Origin of the sequence: Marivivens aquimaris, assembly GCF_015220045.1 — a bacterium.
GTDB lineage: Bacteria > Pseudomonadota > Alphaproteobacteria > Rhodobacterales > Rhodobacteraceae > Marivivens > Marivivens aquimaris.
In genome coordinates, this window is sequence record NZ_JADBGB010000001.1 from 314,359 (window position 1) to 333,767 (window position 19,409).

The window sequence follows — 19,409 nt, forward strand, 5'->3', positions numbered from 1 at the left end:
GCTTCGACGTGCAGAAGTTTTGGATTATCGGGACAGCGCTTGTTGCGCTGTCCGCTTGTAATGCTAACCCGCCGGTGAGCAATTCCGGTCCGGGGTTCACCAACTATTCTTCGGTGCAGATGACCGAAGCGGAACGCCAGCAAGCGCTGAGCGGACCGTCGGTGCAGGCGACCTCCCTTTCGGGCGGTGGCAACATCAGCAGCGAAGAATTGCAGGCGGCAGGCATTACGACGCCGACCAACTGGACGCCTTCGGGCAACGCGACGCAGCAGACCTCCTATGGCCGCGCGTCGGGTATCGAAGCTTCGCCAACCAACGCCGCGCCGACCGTTGTGGCCAGCCACTCGGGCATCTCAGACGAACAATCGTTCGAAGCCGTATCCGAGCGTGAGACCATCGCCTCCGACGCGGCCCGCCGCGCAGAGCAGGCCGCGCAGTACACCGTGATCCAGCCGACCGCATTGCCGGGCCGTCAGGAAACCGGTCCGAACATTGTCGCCTATGCGCTGAGCGCGCCGAACGTCAAAGGGCAGGAATGGTACAGCCGATTCATGCTGTCCGGCCAGTCGCGCTACCGCCGCAACTGCGCCAAGTACAACAACCCCGACGAAGCGCAGCGCGACTTCCTGTCCCGTGGCGGCCCCGAGAGCGACCGCCTCGGCATCGACCCTGATGGAGACGGTTTCGCCTGTGGTTGGGATCCTGCGCCGTTCATCGTTGCCGCGCGTTCGGCAGCAGGGAACTGATCCTGCGACAGGTGACTTCACCGAATTTCGGGCCGCGACGTGAAAACGCGCGGCCCGATCTCGTTGTGATCCACTACACAGCGATGGCCGACTGCGCTGCGGCGGAGCGGACACTTTGCAATCCCGACCTTGAGGTCTCCGCGCACTACCTGATTTCCGAGGCCGGAGAAGTCACCCAACTGGTGCCCGAGGAAGAGCGCGCGTGGCACGCAGGGGCAGGGCAGTGGGGGAGTGTCACAGACGTGAACTCCCGCTCCATCGGGATCGAGTTGTCGAACATCGGGACGGCTCCGTTCGCGGCCAAGCAGATGGATGCGCTTGAGGACTTGCTCCGCGGGATCATGAGCCGCTGGGACATTCCCCCCGAGCGGATCATCGGCCATTCCGACCTCGCACCGCATCGGAAGATCGATCCCGGTGCGCGGTTTGACTGGAATCGTCTGGCAAAGCAGGGGCTCGCTATTCGCGCTGCTCAAACTGATGTCGAAACCACCGATCTGGAAGGTGATTTGCTCACCGCGCTGCGAACGATTGGTTATGCGGACCATCCGCTCGGCGCTTTATTGCCGGCTTTTCGTTTGCGCCACCGCCAGCGCTTTGACGGGCCTGCTGATATCACGGACTTGCGGCTCGCGGCCTATCTGGCCGAAACCTATCCCGCGCGCTGACCGCAACCGCGCTTGACGCTCCATATGCAAATGAATACGAGGCAGTGCGCGGATGGCTGGATGACCGCAGGTTTACCTGAGGAAAGTCCGGACACCAAAAGGCACGGTGCCGGGTAACGCCCGGCGGGGGTAACCCCAGGGATAGCGCCACAGAGAACAGACTACCCTGCATGCAGGGAAAAGGTGAAACGGTGGAGTAAGAGACCACCGCGGGACTGGCAACAGGACCGGCATGGCAAGCCCCACCGGGTGCAATGCCAAATAGGGACCACGCGCGGGATTGATAGGTTCGCCTATATCGCCGCAGGGACGCCTAACCCCGAGTGGTCCGGGTTGGCAGCTAGAGGCTCGTTGGTAACAGCGGGCCAAGATGAATGGTCATCCAGAGGGCTTGTCTCTCGGACAAAATCCGGCTTATAGGCCATCCGCGCATATTTAAGTTGCAAGAAACTCGCATCTAACAACGTATTGAGTTGCAAACTGCGAAAAAACGCGTCTCTGATCTGTTAACTAAACCATTCTGCTCATGGTGGTCCAAGATGACACTGCCGCACGTCGGTACTCCGGAAGCCCGCGCAACTGACGCGGGAATTTTCGCTCTTTTTGATGGCTCGCAAGAGATCGTCATGGCGATGCTTGCAGCGTCGCAGGACTGCATCAAAGTCCTGTCGCTCGAAGGCGTGCTCGAATTCATGAGCTATGGCGGCATGTGCGCAATGGAAATCCCCGACTACGGAATGGTCGCCGGTAAATTCTGGTGGGATCTGTGGCCTGTTGAAACCCGCGATGTGCTCAAAGCTGCCGTCGCCAGTGCAGCCAAAGGCACACCTGTGCGCCTGACCGCGTTCTGCCCGACCGCAGGCGGCACCGACCGCTGGTGGGAAGTCACCGTGGCGCCGGTCCCCGACAAACACGGCGATGTGACGCGCGTGCTCTCCATCTCTCGCGATGTGACCGAGATCGTGAAGCACACGAAGGAACTGGAAGAGCAAAAGTCCGAACTGGAAGAGGCGCTAGAGACATCCAAGCTTCTTCGCCGCGAGGTCGATCACCGCGTGAAGAACAGCCTTGGCCTTGTGTCCTCGCTGCTACGCCTGCAATCACGTCGCGCGCCTGCCGATGCAAAGGCTGCGCTTGAGGTTGCTGCGGGCCGTGTGAATACCATCGGCCGTGTGCACGACATGCTGCACCGTCTTGAGAACGTCCGCATGGTGGATGTGGGCCAGTACCTCAACGACCTTTGCGTCGAGGTATGCCGTTCGCTGCGTGCGGCAGGGCAGGCGGAGACCGAGATCAAAACGATCCCGCTCAAAGTCGATCCGAGCACCGCGATCTCGATCGGTCTGGCCGTCACAGAGATCGTGACCAACTCCATTCGCCACGGACAGATGCCGACCGACGGGCGTATCTCGCTGAACCTCGAAGACGATGGTGACACGATTCACCTGACAGTCGCCGACAACGGCAAGGGTCTTCCCGAGGGATTCGATCTCGAGGCAGGTGGCGGCGTTGGCATGCAGGTTGTCCGTTCGATGGTGAGCCAAATGGAAGGAAAAATCACTGCAATGCGCTCTGATAACGGCGGCGCCCGCTTTGATATCAGTTTTCCGCGTCCAAGCGCGGCTTAACACCGAAAAAACAGCCCAGAGCGGTTGACTCGGATGGGAAGCCGAGTAAAAGGCAGCTTCCAGAACGAATTCAGATGCCGCACCCCTTGGGGACCAGCGGGCAGGAGAATAGAACAATGGCGAAGCCGACCACTATCAAAATCCGCCTGAACTCCACCGCGGGTACCGGGCACTTCTACGTGACTAAGAAAAACGCACGCACCATGACCGAAAAGATGGTTGTACGTAAGTACGACCCGGTTGTGCGCAAGCACGTTGAATACAAAGAAGGCAAGATCAAGTAATCTTGCTGCTCTTTGCAGAGTTAGAAGCCGCGTGATGAACTCACGCGGCTTTTGCTTTTTCAGGGATTACTTCAGGCGCGACTGGATGAGCGCGAGCGCCTCGGTGTGCACTTCCTTGCTCGCCGCCGCGATGACGCGGCCCCCGTTGGGGCAGGGGTTGCCGTCCCAGTCGGTGACGATGCCGCCAGCGGCTTGGATGACCGCCAGCGGGCCTTGAATGTCGTAGGACTGAAGACCAGCCTCCACCACCAGATCAATCTGACCCGTAGCGAGCAGCGCGTAGGCGTAGCAGTCGGTGCCGTAGCGCACGAGCCGCGCTGCGTCGCGCACAGCCTCGAAACAGAGGCGTTCTTCATCCGTGCCTACCTCGGGGAAGGTCGTGAACAGGATCGCCTCTGACAGTGGGCGTGCGGCGCGTGTGGCAAGCGGACGCGTGCCTAGCGGGCCGGTGGTTTCCGCAACGCCAGGGGCGCCGATAAAGCGCTCGCCAATGTACGGCTGGTCGATAATGCCGACGATGGGGCCCTCGGCGGGGCCGACGGCGATCAGGACGCCCCAAGTGGGGGTGCCGGACAGAAAACCGCGCGTGCCGTCAATCGGATCGAGCACCCAAGTGAAGCCGCTGGTACCATCGGATTTGCCGTACTCTTCGCCAAAGATCGCGTCATCGGGACGCTCGGCTGCCAGCACGTCGCGCATGGCGCGTTCCGCAGCGCGGTCGCCCTCGGTGACGGGATCGAAATCGGCGGGACGTTTGTTGTCGGCGGTGAGGCCAGCGGAACGGAAATGCTCCAGCGTGGCAGGACGGGCCGCATCGGCAAGCAAATGGGCGACCCTTACGAGATCGCCCACTGTTTCTTTATCAATTTCATTCAGCATCATCGGATCCGCTTACAAATACTTGTATTTGCGGTAACGCGGGTTTTGCCGAATGGTCAAGCTCTTAGGCTGCGTCGCTCAGCGCGCGAGCGAGGTCGAACAGGCGACGACGCTGGGCTTCCGGGATCGCGTAGTAGCTGCGCAGCAGCTCCAGAGCTTCCTTGTCCGAGAGGATATCACCCGGCATATCGGTCTGCGATTGTGCTTCACCGTTGCCTTCGAGGCCTTCGAAGAAGAACGAAACGTCCACACCCAGAGCGTGGGCGATATCCCAAAGACGAGAAGCGGAAACGCGGTTCATGCCGGTTTCGTATTTCTGGATCTGTTGGAATTTGATGCCTACTTTTTCAGCGAGCTGCTGCTGCGTAGTGCCGTTCATCCAGCGGCGGTGGCGGATGCGCTTACCGACGTGTACATCGACCGGATGGCTCATGTTTTATGTCCTTTTTAAACCCTTCACCCCGACTATGACCGCTGCCCCATCCAGCAGGCATACATCGTATGGGCGAATTCACTTGCTGTAATTAAGCACGTCATGGTTGCGCCCGCTACCTGACCTTTAGGACAGGTTGAGTGCTTTTTTGGTCCGCCAGCGTGACATTTGCGATGTTTGGACACGTATTCGCAGTGTTACTCCTGCGATATAGGATAGGTTGCAAGAGTGAAGGAAAGGATCAGCCATGCGTGCGTTTCGGGTCACCTCGTTCGATCAACCTCCGCAGGTAGAGGAAATTCCTGTACCGCAACCGCAAGCGGGCCAGATTCGACTCAAAATCGAGTCGTGCGGCGTCAATTTCGCCGACACGCTGATGACGACCGGAAAATATCAGGACACGCCAGAACTCCCGTTCACCATGGGCATGGAAGTGTGCGGGATTGTCGACGAATTAGGCGCAGGCGTGACGTCTCCCGCCGTGGGGTCTCGCGTGGTGGTTTACTGCGGCAGTGGCGGCATGGCGGACTACGGCGTGTTCGCCGCTGATCGCTGTCTGCCTGTACCGGACGGCATGCCGCCGGAAACCGCTGCGGGCTTCATGATTGCCTACGGCACCTCGCACCTCGCGTTAAAGCGCCGCGCCCGTTTGCAGGCGGGTGAAACGCTCGTCGTCACCGGCGCAGGGGGCGGCGTCGGCCAAACCGCCATCGAGATCGGCAAACTGATGGGCGCCCGTGTCATCGCGATTGCCCGCGGTGAGCGCAAACTGGCAGCCGCGAAAGCGGCAGGCGCTGACGTTCTGATCGACGCGAGTGAAGACCTGACCGCCCGTCTGCGGGCTGAGGGCGGTGTCGATGTGCTCTATGACGCTGTCGGGGGCGATGCTTTCGGCAAGATCCTCCGCGCGATGAATCGAGAGGGGCGGATGCTGGTCATCGGTTTTGCCAGCGGCACGGTGCCGCCGATCCCTGCCAACCATCTGCTTGTGAAGAATGTCGACGTAATGGGTTTCTACTGGGGCGGCTACGTCAAATTCAATCCCGAGGCGATGGACGAGAGCCTCAAGGAGCTAATGCAGTATTTCGCCGAAGGCCGCCTGCATCCGCACATCAACCACGTCGTGCCGCTGTACGATGCGCCCGAGGCGCTGGACCTGCTCACAAGCCGCCGCTCGACTGGGAAGGTTGTCGTCAATCCATAACGCCGTAGCCGCCTGTCAGCATCTCTGCCAGTGCGGCGATGACTGCGGGCATACGGCTTTCGGACCAGTAAAGGTTCACGTTCGACACGCCGAGGTCGGGAAGGGTGCCGCCGTGGTCGATCGGTTCGAGCTGCTGGGGCCAAGTGCCGTCGAGCATAGAATGTACAGCAAGGTCGGCGGAAACCGTCGCTTCGGAGGAACGCGCGGAGTCGGTTTCCAGCGCCATTTCCCACGGAATGTCCTCACGGTCGAGGATGCGCTGTGTCACGGACCTAAAGATACACGACCCTTCATGGGCAAGTCGCAGCGGGCGCTGCTTCCACGCCTGTCCATCGGGCGCACCCACCCAGACCAGCGGGATTGAGCAGAGGCACCGCGCATCGGACGGGGTGTCGTACTCGGTGGTCAGCAGAACGTCGATCTCTCCACGAGAGAACTGCGCTTTCATCCGGCTGGTGAAGGACGAGATCAGCTTCACCTGCACGCGCGGAAAATCCGTCGCGAACTGGCGCAGAATCGGCGGCAGAACGGGGTAGACGATGTCATGCGGCACGCCGAGCACGATCTCGCCCTCGTATTCGTTCGCCGTCAAACGGCCTAGCGCCTCGTCATTCAGTTCCAGCATCCGCTGCGCATAGCCCAACAATTGCTCGCCCGAAGGGGTCAACGCGATGCCACGTCCGCTACGATCCAGCAGGCTGAGGTTCAGCGCTTCTTCCAGCCTTTTCAACTGCATGGAGACCGCAGATTGTGTCAGGTTGAGCAGGCCCGCAGCCCGCGTGACGCCGCCCGTTTCGGCAACGGTCAAAAAGGCGCGCAGGGCGGTGAGGTCCATGTTTCGCGGCACATCACAATCCTTGATGATTGGGTTGATGAACATTCATTTTCGTTAATCATGGAGCTGCTCTAGATAGATGTCAAACACCTAGTCCACATCTGTTGCGAGAGTACCGCCATGACCTTCATCTCTATCCCCATGTCGCGCCGCCAGCCTATCATGCAGCGCCTTGTTTCCTTTGTTTCGCGTGCCCGCGCCGTCGCCCGTTCGCGTCGCCAGCTTGCCGGTCTGACCGACGACCAGCTCTGCGATATCGGCCTGAGCCGTGCCGAAGCGGTGCAGGAAGCGAACCGTTCCGTTTGGGACGCCGAGGACGCATGGTATCGCGCGCGCGGATAATGCGTGCGCAAGTACTTGAAAGCTAAGTCCGGATTGCCAATATTGGTAGGGATACCCATTATCGGGTAAACCTATTAACCTTTGGAGGGAACAATGGCTGATTTCCGCACGATGCGCGGCACTGCAGGTGTCCGCACCGCGGCAATTGACGAAGGGCTGCGCGCTCACATGAACAAGGTATACGCGACGATGTCTGTTGGCACGTTGCTGACCTTCCTCGTTGCATGGGCAGTGGGCACTAACCCGCAATTGCTCTCCGTGCTGCGCGACCCGATGACTCTGCAGCCGAACATCCTTGGTTGGATCGTCATGTTCGCGCCGCTCGGCATGATCTTCATGTTTGGCGCTGCGGTTAACCGCCTCTCCGCCGCCGGTGCGCAGCTGTTCTTCTACGTCTTCGCGTCCGTAATGGGCCTGTCGATGGCTTGGATCTTCGTCGCTTTCACCGGCACATCGATCGCGCAGGTATTCCTCGTTACGTCGATCGCATTCGCGGGTCTGTCGCTCTATGGCTACGTCACCAAGCGTGACCTGTCGGCAATGGGTTCGTTCCTCGTCATGGGCCTGATCGGTATTCTGGTCGCCATGATCGTGAACATCTTCCTTGCGTCGTCGGCTCTGCAGTTCGCGATCACCATCCTCGGTGTTCTGATCTTTGCTGGCCTGACCGCTTATGACACCCAGAAGATCAAGACCGACTACATCCAGCACGCACATGCGATGGATCAGGAATGGCTCGGCAAGGCTGCCATCATGGGCGCGCTGAACCTGTACCTCGACTTCATCAACATGTTCATGTTCCTGCTGCAACTGTTCGGCAACCGCGAATAACTTTCGCCACATGACCAGGTTCAAGGCCGCCTTCGGGCGGCCTTTTCTTTTGCGCGGGTTGGTTTAAAACAGCCCCATACCGCGTCCTTGCCCTTTCTGGCGGTATTCTTGCACAGGCCGAAGGGGTTCAAAGGAGGCAACATGACACCCAGCATAGTCATTAAGAACGCAACCATCCTGACCATGGACGACGACGGGCGCGAACTCGTCGGCGATATCCTGATTGAAGGGGGAGTCATCACGCGCATCGAAAAGGGCATCTTTGCCCCAAACGCGCGGATCGTGCAGGCGGATGGTTGTCTGGTGACGCCGGGCCTCGTGAACACCCACCACCACCTCTACCAGACGCTGACCCGCGCTGTGCCGGGCGGTCAGGATGCGCTGCTGTTCGGGTGGCTCAAGACGCTCTATCCGATCTGGTCGCGTTTCGGGCCCGAGGAGATGTACGTCTCCGCCTCGATCGGCTTGGCGGAGCTGGCGTTGTCTGGCTGCACGCTGACGTCCGATCATCTTTACCTCTACCCCAACGGTTCGCGGCTAGATGACACCATCGCCGCGGCCCAGGACATCGGGATGCGCTTCCACCCGACACGCGGAGCGATGAGTATAGGCGAAAGCAAAGGCGGCCTCCCGCCCGACAGTCTGGTCGAGGACGAAGTTGCCATCCTCGAAGACTGCATCCGTGTCGTCGACGAATTCCATGACCCGAGCGAGGGCTCCATGGTGCGTGTCGGCATCGCGCCCTGTTCGCCGTTCTCGGTCAGCCGCGACCTGATGAAGGACGCCGCTCTGCTTGCGCGCGATAAGGGCGTGATGCTGCACACCCACCTTGCCGAAAACGACGAGGACATCGCCTATTCGCTCGAAACCTTCGGTTGCAGACCGGGGCAATACGCCGAAGACCTCGGCTGGACGGGGCCGGACGTCTGGCACGCGCACTGCGTAAAGCTCGATGGTTCGGAAATTGAAATGTTTGCCCACTCGCGGACAGGTGTTGCCCACTGCCCATGTTCGAATTGTCGCCTTGGCTCCGGCATCGCGCCGCTGCGCGAAATGCGGGATGCGGGCGTTCCGGTGGGCCTTGGGGTTGATGGATCGGCCAGCAACGACGCGGGCAACCTGATCGCCGAGGCGCGTCAGGCCATGCTGCTTCAGCGGGTGGCCAAGGGCGCCGACGCGATGAGCGCGCGCGAGGCGATGTGGATCGCAACGCGCGGCGGGGCAGAGGTTCTGGGCCGTCACGACTGCGGTTGGCTGGGTGTCGGGCAACGTGCTGACATCGCGATCTGGGACATGAACGGCGTTGAAGCCGCAGGAAGCTGGGACATGGCTGCTATTCTGCTCGCCGGTCCGATGCAGGCCAAACACGTTTTCGTCGAAGGACGTCAGGTTGTGGCGGACGGAATTGTGACAACCATAGACCTGCCCGATATGATATCACGCCAGAACCAACTGGCGCTGGCACTGATGGACTAGCGCCCAAGCTATTGGGGGCACTATGAAAAAGCTACTCGCCGCGGCGGGCCTGAGCCTGCTCGCGGGCTGTCAGATCGTCACCATCGGCCCGGACGGCAACGTCGTGGCCGAAGCGCAGGAACCTGTCACGATTACGCCCGCAACCTCCGGCATCGGCGCGCTGCTGGTCGCCGAGCGCAAGGCACAGGGCCTCGGCCCGATGGAGGAAAGCCCGCTACTGTCCCGCGTCGCCGAAGCGCACGCGAAGGACATGCTCGCGCGCGGCTATTTCGGTCATGAGAATCCCGAAGGGCAGAGCGCATGGCAGCGCGGCACGGCAGCGGGCTATTGTTCGTTCGTGATTTCCGAAAACCTCGGGGCAGGGGATATCACCCAAGCGGGCATGGTGGCCGAGTGGATGGCATCAAGCGGTCACCGCAAGAACATCCTCGACCCGCGCTTCGCCCGTTATGGCTTTGCCCGTGTCGAGGATTACTGGGTGCTGATGCTGGCTGCTGCCTGCTAGACCTTTTTGCCCGCGACCCAGACGTCGCGAATGGCGCGGTCGTCGCCCATCATGATTGTGGTGAAGATCGCGTCCCAGATATGCTCGGCGCGGTTCGTGCGCTGGGCAATCGCGGGAGTGGAGGCAAGGTCTAGCACCGTGATATCCGCCGCCGCTCCGACATTGAGTGAGCCGATCTGGCCGCTCATGTGAAGCGCACTCGCCGAGCCTTCGGTCGCCAGCCACATCAGTTGCGCAGGGTGGATCGCCTCGCCGCGCAGCTGGCCGACCTCATAGGCCGCGCCCATCGTCCGAAGCATCGAGAAATTCGATCCGCCGCCCGTATCTGTGGCAAGGCCGATGCGGATTTTCGTCTGCGACAGGCCCATCATGTCGAACAGGCCCGAGCCGATGAACGTGTTGGAGGTCGGGCAATGAACGACCGACGCTCCGACTTCGGACAGTCGGGACTTCTCGCGGTCCGTCAGGTGGATCGCGTGACCATAGAGGCCGCGCTCGCCCAGCAGTCCGAAGCGTTCGTAAGTGTCCAGATAATCGCGGCAATCGGGGAAGAGCGAGGCAACCCACTCAAGCTCCGGCAACTGCTCTGACAGGTGGGTTTGCATCGGCACTTCGGGATGTTCGGCCCAGAGCGCGCCGAGCGCTTCCAATTGCTCAGGCGTCGAGGTCGGCGAAAAGCGCGGCGTGATACAGTAGGTCGCGCGGCCCTTGCCGTGCCATTTCTCCAGCAGCGCCTTGCTGTCATCATAAGCCGAGTGCGCGGTGTCGCGCAGCGTGTCAGGCGCGTTACGGTCCATGCAGGTTTTGCCCGCGATCACCGCCATATTGCGGTCGGCGGCTGCGCCGAAGAACGCGTCCACGGATTCGGGGTGGATCGTGCAGAAGCTGGTCAGCGTCGTCGTGCCATGCGCCAGTGCCAGATCGAGCGTGCGTCCTGCAACGTCTTGGGCATAGGCGGCATCGGCAAAACGGCTCTCTTCGGGGAACGTATAGGTGTTCAGCCAGTCGATCAGCTGCTTGCCCCACGACGCGATAATGCCTGTCTGGGGGTAGTGCATATGCGCGTCGACAAAGCCCGCCGAAATCAGCCCGTCGCCGTAATCGGTGATGGCGGCATCGGGGTGGTCACGGCGCAGGTCATCACCTTCGCCAACGGCAGTGATCTTGCCATTTTCGACCAGCACACCACCCCTGCGGGAATGGTGGGTCACGGTGTTCCAATCGGCGGTAAATGGATTGCCTGAAAAGCGGAGCGTCTGCCCCAAAAGGAGTTGTTTTGTCATGCCGCTAGATTAGGTGCTCGGACCTGGAAGGTAAATCTGGCAAAAGCCGTAAGTCGCTGTTGTGACGGGACGACGTTTCGCTATGTTAAGCCCAAATTGAAGGGGGTGCGCATGACCGAACACCTTGATGAAAACGAAGACGAGGCATTCGGCGTGACCGAAACGCTCGTGGACGAGGTCCTTGAAGCTGTCGAAGCCGGTGATGCGGCGCAACTCGACCAGCTGCTTGATCCGTTGCACCCAGCCGACATCGCGCACCTGATTGAACAGGTGGACGCCAGCGAGCGCCGCGACCTGCTCAATGTCTGGAACGGCATCGACGGTGACATCCTCTCGGAACTGGATGACGGTATCCGTGAAGAGATCATCGAGAACCTCGCACCGAGCCAGCTGGCCGACGCGGTTCGCGATCTGGAATCGGACGACGTCGTCGATCTTGTCGAATACCTCGACGAAGAACAGCAGGAAGCCGTTCTGGGCGCCCTCGAAGGTGCCGACCGTGTGGTCGTCGAAAAGGCGCTGGCATACCCAGAAGAATCCGCTGGTCGTCACATGCAGGTGGAGGTCGTTCAGGCCCCCGAGCATTGGACCGTCGGCCAGATGATCGACTATTTGCGTTCCGAAGACGTGGAACTGCCCGACCAGTTCTACCACGTCATCCTCGTCAATCCGCGGATCAAGCCTGTGGCCTACGTGACGCTCGGACGTGTTCTATCGGCCCGCCGCGACACACCGCTGCGCGATATCGCCGAAGAAAGCTTCCGCACGTTCAATATCGAAGACCCAGTCGGTGATGTGGCCCATGCGTTCAACCACTACCACCTGATTTCTGCGCCCGTTGTGGACAATGATGACCGTCTGGTTGGTGTCATCACCATCGATGACGCGATGATCCTGCTCGACGAGGAACACGAGGAAGACATCCTCCGCCTCGCCGGTGTGGGTGAAGGCAGCCTGACCGACACCGTCATCGAAACGACGAAGCAGCGTATGCCATGGCTTGCCGTGAACCTGATTACGGCTGTGCTGGCGTCGGGCGTCATCGGCCTGTTCGAGGACGCGATCTCCGCCATCGTGGCGCTCGCGGTGCTAATGCCCATTGTTGCATCAATGGGTGGGAACGCTGGTACGCAGTCGCTGACTGTTGCCGTGCGCGCGATTGCCACCCGTGACCTTACGGGCTCGAACGTCTGGCGTGTTATCCGCCGCGAATTGCTGGTGGGGGCGGTAAACGGCGTTCTATTCGCTGTCGTGCTCGGCATCTTTGGCTTTGCGTGGTTCGGAAGTCCGATGCTCGGCGTGGTGCTCGCTGCCGCAATGATTATCAACCTAGTCGTTGCGGGCCTCGCAGGGACGGGCATTCCTGTCATTCTGGAGAAGCTGGGGATCGACCCCGCGCTGGCTTCGGGAGCATTCGTGACCACCATGACTGACGTTGTAGGGTTCTTCGCCTTCCTTGGCCTCGCGAGCGTGGTTCTGCTGTGACGTCGCTGGACGACCAGAAAGCCGCTGCCCGTAAGGCGGCTTTTGCCCGCCGCAAGGTCGCGCATCAGGCCGGGCTTGGCACGTCGGCGCATCTGTCCGAGATCCTTGCGGGATATCGCGGTGTGCCGTTGGCAGGCTACATGCCGATCCGCACCGAAATCGACCCGATCCCCGCGATGGAAGAGGCCGCCGCCCACGGGCCGGTTGGCGTTCCGGTCATCATGGGCGAAGCGCAGCCGCTGAAGTTCCGCCAGTGGGAGCCCGGGTGCAAGCTTGTCTCCGGTCCGTTCGGCGCGATGATCCCCGAAGAAGGTGACTGGATCGAGCCGGAAATCCTCATCGTGCCGCTGGTCGCGTTTTCCCGCAGCGGCGGTCGATTGGGGTACGGCGGCGGTTTCTATGATCGCACGCTTGAACTGCTGAGATCGAAGCGCGCGACGATGGCGATCGGGTTCGCCTATGCGGCGCAGGAAGACGCGGATATCCCGCTGGAACCTGTGGATCAACCGCTCGACATGATCGTGACCGAGGCCGGAATTATCGACATCCCGTAGGGAAGGGGCGCTGCCCCTCTGGCCCTTCGGGCCATTCACCCCGGGATATTTGTGGCACAAAGGCGGAGCAGCCGCTTGCGCATTTTGTGCGCCGGGCCTAGGGAGAGCGCATGAAAATCCTGTTTCTTGGCGATGTCGTGGGCCGTGCCGGCCGAACTGCGGTAGTGGAAAGACTTCCGAAGCTGCGCGAGGCGTGGAAGCTCGACTTTGTTGTCGTGAATGGCGAGAATTCGACGCGCGGCATGGGGCTTTCCGGCGAGCACGCCAAGGAAATTCTGGATGCTGGCGCGGATGTCATCACGCTGGGCGACCATGCGTTCGACCAGAAGGATATGATGACGTTCTGCGAGAACGAGCCGCGGATTATCCGCCCGCTGAACATCTCCAAGGTCGCGCCGGGACGCGGTGCGCGGGTGTTCCAGGCCAAGCGCGGGCAGAAGGTTCTGGTTACGCAGGTTCTGGGCCGTGTGTTCATGAAGCAGCCCTACGACGATCCATTCTCGGCGCTGGACCAGACGTTGAAGCAGTTTCCGCTGGGCGGGTTAGTGCAGGCGTCGCTGGTGGATATTCACTGCGAAGCGACGAGTGAGAAGATGGGCGTCGGGCATTTCTGCGACGGCCGCGCGTCGGTCGTTGTCGGTACGCACACTCATGTTCCCACTGGCGATGCGCAGATCCTGCCGTCGGGCACGGCGTTCCAGTCCGATGCAGGGATGTGCGGTGACTACGACAGCGTGATCGGCATGAACAAGGCCGAGCCCATGCGCCGTTTCATCACCGGTATGAACAAAGGCCGCTTCGAGCCCGCGATGGGTGACGTCACGCTTTGCGGTCTGTATGTCGAAACCGATGACAGAACAGGCAAAGCGACCCGTGTCGAGATGGTGCGCAACGGTGGACGCCTTGCAGCATCGGGTCCGTCGCCGGTCTGAGAGCGGAAACACTTGTCAGGTGAGTGCCGCACCCCTTAGAAGGGCGTTTGACTAGTCCGGTGCTCCAATGATTTCACTGTTCGATTTGCCCGAAGTGGCAAACGCTTACATCGCCCTCGCCGTGGTTGTGGGCATGTTCATCATGTTCCTGCGCGAAGCCTATCCGACCGAGGTTGTGGCCATCGGCGGTGTCGCCGTTCTGCTGCTGACAGGTGTGCTGCCATATCAGATGGCAGTGGACTCGCTGGCCAACCCGGCGCCGTGGACCATCGCTGCGATGTTCATCGTGATGGGAGCCTTGGTGCGGACGGGCGCGCTGAATGTGATGACCGGCTTTGCGCAAGGTTATGCGGAGAGCCATCCGAGGCTCGCGATTGTCGGGCTGATGCTGTTCGTGGTTGTGTCCTCGGCTTTTGTAAACAACACACCTGTGGTTGTTGTGATGCTACCGGTCTTCGTTCACATCGCGCGGACGCTGAACGTATCGGCGTCAAAGCTGCTCATTCCATTGTCCTACGGCGCGATTATTGGCGGCACCACGACGCTGATCGGTACATCGACGAACCTTCTTGTTGATGGTGTCGCGCGCAAGCAAGGGCTGGAGCCGTTCGGCATTTTCGAAATCGCGCCGCTGGGTCTGATCCTGACCGCGTTTGTGATGGTTTACCTCGTGACTATCGGGCGCAAGCTGCTGCCGGATCGTACGAGCATGGCGACGCTGCTCTCTGACCGTTCCAAGATGCGGTTCTTTACCGAAGCCGTGATCCCGCCGGACTCGAACCTGATTGGCCGCGAAGTCACCGGCGTTCAGCTTTTCAAACGCGATGGCGTGCGTCTGATCGACGTTGTGCGCGGCGATGCCTCGCTGCGCCGTGACCTTGAGGGCGTCGAGCTTCAGGTCGGCGACCGCGTCGTTCTGCGAACCCAGATGACCGAGTTGCTGAGCCTTCAGCGCAATCGCGAACTGCGCCGCGTGGATCAGGTCTCTGCCGTTGAGACGACCACGGTCGAGGTGCTGATCGCGCCGGATTCACGCATGGTCGGTCGCCGTCTGGGCGATATGCGTTTGCGCCGCCGTTTCGGTGTCTATGTGCTCGCCGTTCATCGCCGTGACAAGAACATCGGTCGCCAGATGGACGACCTGATCGTGCGGGTGGGGGACACGCTGCTGCTCGAAGGCTCGCCCGAAGATATCCAGCGTCTTGCCTCCGAAATGCGTCTTGGTGACGTGTCCAAGCCGTCTGCCCGCGAATTCCGCCGCAGCCATGCGCCGATTGCGATTGCTGCCATGGTTGGGATTGTGGCTCTGGCCGCGCTCGAAATCGCGCCGATCCTGCTGCTCGCGATGATCGCGGTGGCGGTTGTGCTGCTGACACGGTGTATCGATGCCGACGAGGCGTTCGAACATGTGGACGGCGCGCTGCTCGCGCTGATCTTTGCCATGCTTGCCGTGGGTGCCGCGCTTGATGCGTCCGGCGCGGTGGAGCTGATCGGCAACGCGCTGGCACCCTATATGATGGACCTGCCGCCGTACCTTGTGATCTTTGCGCTCTATTCGCTGTCGATGGTCCTGACCGAGCTTGTGTCGAACAACGCGGTTGGTGTCGTGATGACCCCAATCGCCATAGGCCTAGCCAATGCGCTGGGCTACGATCCGCGCCCCTTCGTGGTGGCGGTGATGTTCGCGGCCTCTGCCAGTTTCTCGACCCCCATCGGCTACCAGACCAACACGCTGGTCTACGGTCCGGGTGGGTACAAGTTCAGCGACTTCCTCAAGGTTGGTGTGCCGCTCAACATCTCGCTCGCGGTCATATCTTCGCTACTGATCCCGCTGATCTGGCCGCTTTCATAGGGCCAAGGCTTGCAGCACCCCATGGCGCTGACATATAGAGGCGCGAACCCGAGAATAAGCACAGAAGAGGTCCCCGATGGCCGGCCATAGTAAATGGGCTAACATTCAGCACCGCAAAGGGCGTCAGGACGCCGCGCGCTCCAAGCTGTTTTCCAAGCTGTCCAAAGAGATCACCGTCGCCGCCAAGATGGGCGACCCCGATCCCGAAAAGAACCCGCGTCTCCGTCTGGCGGTGAAGGCTGCGAAATCGCAGTCGATGCCGAAGGACGTGATCGACCGCGCCATCAAGAAGTCGATGGCTGGCGATGCGGCGGACTACACCGAGATCCGTTACGAAGGTTACGGCGCAGGCGGTATCGCGATCATCGTCGAAGCGATGACCGACAACATCAACCGCACCGCGTCGAACGTCCGCTCGACCTTCACCAAGCACGGCGGCAACCTCGGCACCACCGGTTCGGTGTCGTTCAGCTTCGACCGCGTTGGCGAAATTACCTACGACAAGTCGGTTGGTGATGAAGACACCGTCATGATGGCCGCTCTCGAAGCTGGTGCTGACGATGTCGAGACCGACGACGAAGCGCACTACGTTTACTGCGCTATGGAAAGCTTCTCGGACGTTTCGGACGCGCTGGAAGCCGAACTGGGCGAAGCCAAGGACACCAAGCTGATCTGGAAGCCGCAGTCGCGCACCATGGTCGATCTGGAAACCGCGCAGAAGCTGATGAAGCTGATTGATACCCTCGAAGATGACGACGACGTGCAGAACGTCACCGCGAACTTCGACGTTCCGGACGATGTTGCAGCCGAACTCGGCTGATCTGTCGTCAGGTTTGAATAATGCGGCGCCTTCGGGCGCCGTTTTTATTTGTGGGGTGGGGCTCTGCCCCCTTGGCCTGCGGCCAATTCCCCCGAGGTATTTCAGTCAGAATGAAGAGGCAGCAGCTCTGCCTTCGCCTGTGTGCGGATGGCAGCGGTGACGGTGGAGAGCGGGCGGGCGACGAGGCGGCTGATCTGCCAATGGAGCGGTGTCAGGAGCGGGTCGCCCAAGTCGATGAGTTTGCCCGTTTTGATGAGGTCGTCGACGAGGTGGGACGGGTTCATGCCCCAGCCGAGGCCAAGCAGGCAGGCATCGACAAAGGCGTGGGACGACGCGATGTGATGGGCGTTTAGAGAGACGGGTTTTCCCGCGTGGTGTGACAGCCAGCGCGATTGCAGTGCGTCTTTTTTATTGAAGACGAGTGCGGGCGCAGTGGTGAGGGCTTCGGGCGTGATGCCGTTTGGGAAGTGGCGCTGCGCAAAGGCGGGCGAGGCCGTTGCGCGGTATTCGAGCGCACCGAGGGGGAAGCTGTCGCACCCTTGGACCGGACCCGCGTCTGATGTGATGGCTGCGGATACCTCGCCGTTTCGCAGCCAGTCGGCGGAGTGGTCTTGATCGTCGATCAGCAGGTCGTAGAGCAAGTCATGGCCCGCGAGCGCAGGCAGGAACCATGTGGCGAGACTGTCGGCATTGACCGCGATGCGCAGGTGGGTGGGCGCAGTGACTTCACCCAGCTCCTCTGCCAGCGCTTTGTCGAGGAGCGAGATGTCTTGGAAATGGCGGGCGAGGCGGGCGCCGGTATCGGTTGCGGTACAAGGCGTTGCGCGGCGAACGAGAGTTGTGCCGGTGCGTTCTTCGAGTGCTTTGATCCGTTGGGAGATCGCGGAGGGTGTGACCGACAGAGCCGCAGCGGCCGCGTCGAACGAGCCGAGGCGGATGACAGCAGAAAGGGCGGCGAGTTGGGCTTTGTCAAACATTAGCAGCGCTAATCCCAGGGTAGTTTAATTTATTTGGCTAATGTTTGTCGGAGCGGTAGGTCAAGCGGTATGGAACTTTGGATCGGATTTCGGACAGGCTTTGCCCTGATCCTCGCTATCGGTGCGCAGAATGCCTTTGTCTTGCGGCAGGGTATTAGGCGCGAACATGTCTGGGCTGTTGTGCTGGTCTGCGCAGTGTCGGACGCATTGCTGATCTCGCTAGGGGTCAGCGGGCTGGGTAAACTGGTCGAGGCGATGCCTTGGCTGTTCCCCGTGATGCGATGGGGCGGGGCGGCATTCCTGATCTTGTATGGCGCCAAAGCCATGATCGCCGCGTGGAAGGGCGGGGCGGCGATGGAGGCCGATGCACAGGGCGCCGTGCCGCTTGGCAAGGTCATCGCGACCTGCCTGATGTTCACGTGGCTCAATCCGCACGTCTATCTGGACACGGTGCTGCTGGTCGGCTCGATCTCCACCCAGTTTCCGGGACATGAGTGGGAATTTGGCGCGGGCGCTATGCTGGCATCCTTCGTGTTCTTCGGAATGCTGGGGTTCGGCGCGCGCTTGGTCGCGCCGCTGTTTGCTAATCAGGCCGCGTGGCGGGTGCTGGACGTGATCGTGGGGCTGATGATGTGGTCGGTTGCCGCAAACCTGATTGTGCGGGGATAGTCATTGTCAGGGCCCGCGATCAGGCGCAAAGGTGGCGCATGAATACGCCATCTCAGGACCGCCCGCTGCAGGGCATTTTGTGGATGCTGGTGACGGTCGGCTGTTTCGTCGTCGTCAACGGCATCGTTCGTTACCTTGGAACATCGCTGCCCGCGCCGCAGTCGGCATTCATCCGCTTTGCGTGGGGCGTCCTGTTCCTGCTGCCGTTTGTGAAGAAAGTCTTCGAACTGGATATCGGCGTGCGGGGCTGGAGCATGTTCGGCCTGCGGACCGTCCTGCACATCGCGGCGGTTTGCCTGTGGTTCTATGCGATGGCGCGTTTGACCATGGCCGAGGTGACGGCGATTGGCTACCTCAACCCGATCGTGGTGACGCTGGGCGCTGCGCTGCTGCTCGGCGAGGGTTTCGCGTGGCGACGGATGGCGGCAATTGTCGTGGCCGTGATCGGCGCGCTGATCGTGCTGCGTCCGGGTGTGCGAGAGATCACGTCGGGCCACTTCGCGCAGCTTGGCGCGGCGCTATGTTTCGGCTCGTCCTATCTGGTGGCCAAGCAGCTAACCAAGCTGGCACCGCCCTCTGTGGTGGTTGCGATCCTGACGGGGAGCGTGACGCTTGGCCTTGCGCCGTTGGCCTATGCTGTGTGGGAGCCGGTGACGCTGGAGCAGGTGCTTTGGCTCGGCGGTGTGGCCGTGTTCGCGACCTGTGGGCACTACACCATGACGCGGGCGTTTGCGGCGGCGCCGATGACCGTGACCCAGCCTGTGACGTTCCTTCAGCTTGTCTGGGCAACGCTGCTCGGTGCGCTGATCTTCCACGAGCCGGTCGATCCTTATGTGCTGCTGGGCGGTGCGCTAATCGTCGGCGGTATCAGCTACATGACGTGGCGCGAGGCAGTGTTGCGGCGGCGGATCACGCCGGTGCAGCCGCTGACCAAAGTCTAGGTTATCAAAACGAACGCCGGACCCTATGGGCCCGGCGTAAGTCTTTGAGCTGGTGCCGCTTGCGC

General features: G+C 61.0%; 21 protein-coding genes and 1 other RNA gene. 17 read left to right on the plus strand and 5 right to left on the minus strand.

The genetic code is table 11. The features are described 5' to 3' along the window. The first annotated feature begins 8 nt into the window (after positions 1-8). The 5 genes from IF204_RS01515 (at position 9) to rpmG (ending at position 3,326) form a co-directional block, all read left to right on the plus strand. The gene (locus tag IF204_RS01515; protein ID WP_194094108.1) at positions 9-746 is read left to right on the plus strand and encodes a hypothetical protein; all 738 of its coding nucleotides are present in this window, start codon (positions 9-11) and stop codon (positions 744-746) included. A gap of 11 nt (positions 747-757) precedes the next feature. Further along, entirely contained in the window at positions 758-1,414 is a 657-nt protein-coding gene (locus IF204_RS01520; RefSeq protein ID WP_322743247.1) for an N-acetylmuramoyl-L-alanine amidase, read from the plus strand. Positions 1,415-1,462: 48 nt separating this feature from the next. Next, positions 1,463-1,847: RNase P RNA component class A (gene rnpB, locus IF204_RS01525), an RNA gene on the plus strand. 106 nt (positions 1,848-1,953) lie between these two features. Then, positions 1,954-3,042, plus strand: a complete 1,089-nt coding sequence (locus IF204_RS01530; RefSeq protein ID WP_194094110.1) for a sensor histidine kinase — start codon at positions 1,954-1,956, stop codon at positions 3,040-3,042. Positions 3,043-3,158: 116 nt separating this feature from the next. Beyond that, complete coding sequence (gene rpmG, locus IF204_RS01535) at positions 3,159-3,326, plus strand: 50S ribosomal protein L33 (RefSeq protein WP_007814563.1); 168 nt, start codon at positions 3,159-3,161, stop codon at positions 3,324-3,326. A 66-nt stretch (positions 3,327-3,392) separates the two neighbouring features. On the opposite strand, the gene IF204_RS01540 is transcribed toward rpmG, so the two are convergent. Continuing rightward, positions 3,393-4,208 (minus strand): inositol monophosphatase family protein, encoded by an 816-nt coding sequence (locus IF204_RS01540; RefSeq protein ID WP_407658874.1) that lies wholly within the window; start codon positions 4,206-4,208, stop codon positions 3,393-3,395. 61 nt (positions 4,209-4,269) lie between these two features. Next, positions 4,270-4,638, minus strand: a complete 369-nt coding sequence (locus tag IF204_RS01545) for a helix-turn-helix domain-containing protein (RefSeq protein WP_194094113.1) — start codon at positions 4,636-4,638, stop codon at positions 4,270-4,272. A 247-nt stretch (positions 4,639-4,885) separates the two neighbouring features. Here IF204_RS01545 and IF204_RS01550 point away from each other — a divergent pair, with 247 nt between their 5' ends. Then, entirely contained in the window at positions 4,886-5,842 is a 957-nt protein-coding gene (locus tag IF204_RS01550) for an NADPH:quinone oxidoreductase family protein (protein WP_194094115.1), read from the plus strand. On the opposite strand, the gene IF204_RS01555 is transcribed toward IF204_RS01550, so the two are convergent. Beyond that, entirely contained in the window at positions 5,832-6,689 is an 858-nt protein-coding gene (locus IF204_RS01555; protein WP_194098114.1) for a LysR family transcriptional regulator, read from the minus strand. The two genes, IF204_RS01550 and IF204_RS01555, sit on opposite strands and share 11 nt — an antisense overlap. 108 nt (positions 6,690-6,797) lie before the next feature. On the opposite strand from IF204_RS01555, the gene IF204_RS01560 reads away from it, so the two are divergent. The 4 genes from IF204_RS01560 (at position 6,798) to IF204_RS01575 (ending at position 9,831) form a co-directional block, all read left to right on the plus strand. Next, positions 6,798-7,019, plus strand: a complete 222-nt coding sequence (locus IF204_RS01560) for a DUF1127 domain-containing protein (RefSeq protein WP_194094116.1) — start codon at positions 6,798-6,800, stop codon at positions 7,017-7,019. Positions 7,020-7,112: 93 nt separating this feature from the next. Next, on the plus strand, positions 7,113-7,850 hold the full coding sequence (locus IF204_RS01565) for a Bax inhibitor-1/YccA family protein (RefSeq protein ID WP_194094117.1): 738 nt from the start codon (positions 7,113-7,115) through the stop codon (positions 7,848-7,850). A 141-nt stretch (positions 7,851-7,991) separates the two neighbouring features. Next, entirely contained in the window at positions 7,992-9,326 is a 1,335-nt protein-coding gene (locus IF204_RS01570; RefSeq protein WP_194094118.1) for an 8-oxoguanine deaminase, read from the plus strand. A 22-nt stretch (positions 9,327-9,348) separates the two neighbouring features. Next, the gene (locus tag IF204_RS01575; RefSeq protein ID WP_194094119.1) at positions 9,349-9,831 is read left to right on the plus strand and encodes a CAP domain-containing protein; all 483 of its coding nucleotides are present in this window, start codon (positions 9,349-9,351) and stop codon (positions 9,829-9,831) included. On the opposite strand, the gene guaD is transcribed toward IF204_RS01575, so the two are convergent. Beyond that, on the minus strand, positions 9,828-11,114 hold the full coding sequence (guaD, locus tag IF204_RS01580) for a guanine deaminase (RefSeq protein WP_194094120.1): 1,287 nt from the start codon (positions 11,112-11,114) through the stop codon (positions 9,828-9,830). The genes IF204_RS01575 and guaD overlap by 4 nt on opposite strands. Positions 11,115-11,225: 111 nt before the next feature. Here guaD and mgtE point away from each other — a divergent pair, with 111 nt between their 5' ends. The 5 genes from mgtE to IF204_RS01605 all read left to right on the plus strand — a co-directional run bounded on the left by mgtE (position 11,226) and on the right by IF204_RS01605 (position 16,757). Further along, positions 11,226-12,599, plus strand: coding sequence for a magnesium transporter (gene mgtE, locus IF204_RS01585; RefSeq protein ID WP_194094121.1), 1,374 nt, complete (start codon positions 11,226-11,228; stop codon positions 12,597-12,599). Beyond that, a complete protein-coding gene (locus IF204_RS01590; RefSeq protein WP_194094123.1) occupies positions 12,596-13,153 on the plus strand; it encodes a 5-formyltetrahydrofolate cyclo-ligase in 558 nt (185 codons plus the stop codon). The genes mgtE and IF204_RS01590 overlap by 4 nt, the downstream gene beginning before the upstream one ends. 110 nt (positions 13,154-13,263) lie before the next feature. Further along, positions 13,264-14,085 carry a TIGR00282 family metallophosphoesterase gene (locus IF204_RS01595; RefSeq protein ID WP_194094125.1) on the plus strand — a complete coding sequence of 274 codons (822 nt, stop codon included), beginning with the start codon at positions 13,264-13,266 and terminating at the stop codon, positions 14,083-14,085. Positions 14,086-14,152: 67 nt separating this feature from the next. Beyond that, entirely contained in the window at positions 14,153-15,937 is a 1,785-nt protein-coding gene (locus IF204_RS01600) for an SLC13 family permease (RefSeq protein ID WP_194094127.1), read from the plus strand. A 76-nt stretch (positions 15,938-16,013) separates the two neighbouring features. Next, positions 16,014-16,757: a YebC/PmpR family DNA-binding transcriptional regulator gene (locus IF204_RS01605; protein ID WP_194094129.1), complete on the plus strand. Its 744-nt coding sequence runs from the start codon at positions 16,014-16,016 to the stop codon at positions 16,755-16,757. A 101-nt stretch (positions 16,758-16,858) separates the two neighbouring features. Here the strand turns inward: IF204_RS01605 and IF204_RS01610 are convergent, their stop codons facing one another. Continuing rightward, complete coding sequence (locus IF204_RS01610; protein WP_194094131.1) at positions 16,859-17,734, minus strand: LysR family transcriptional regulator ArgP; 876 nt, start codon at positions 17,732-17,734, stop codon at positions 16,859-16,861. Positions 17,735-17,803: 69 nt separating this feature from the next. Between IF204_RS01610 and IF204_RS01615 the strand changes: the two genes are divergently transcribed. Beyond that, on the plus strand, positions 17,804-18,403 hold the full coding sequence (locus IF204_RS01615; RefSeq protein ID WP_194094133.1) for a LysE/ArgO family amino acid transporter: 600 nt from the start codon (positions 17,804-17,806) through the stop codon (positions 18,401-18,403). A 38-nt stretch (positions 18,404-18,441) separates the two neighbouring features. Next, positions 18,442-19,344: a DMT family transporter gene (locus tag IF204_RS01620; protein WP_228069015.1), complete on the plus strand. Its 903-nt coding sequence runs from the start codon at positions 18,442-18,444 to the stop codon at positions 19,342-19,344. The last annotated feature ends 65 nt before the right edge of the window (positions 19,345-19,409 follow it).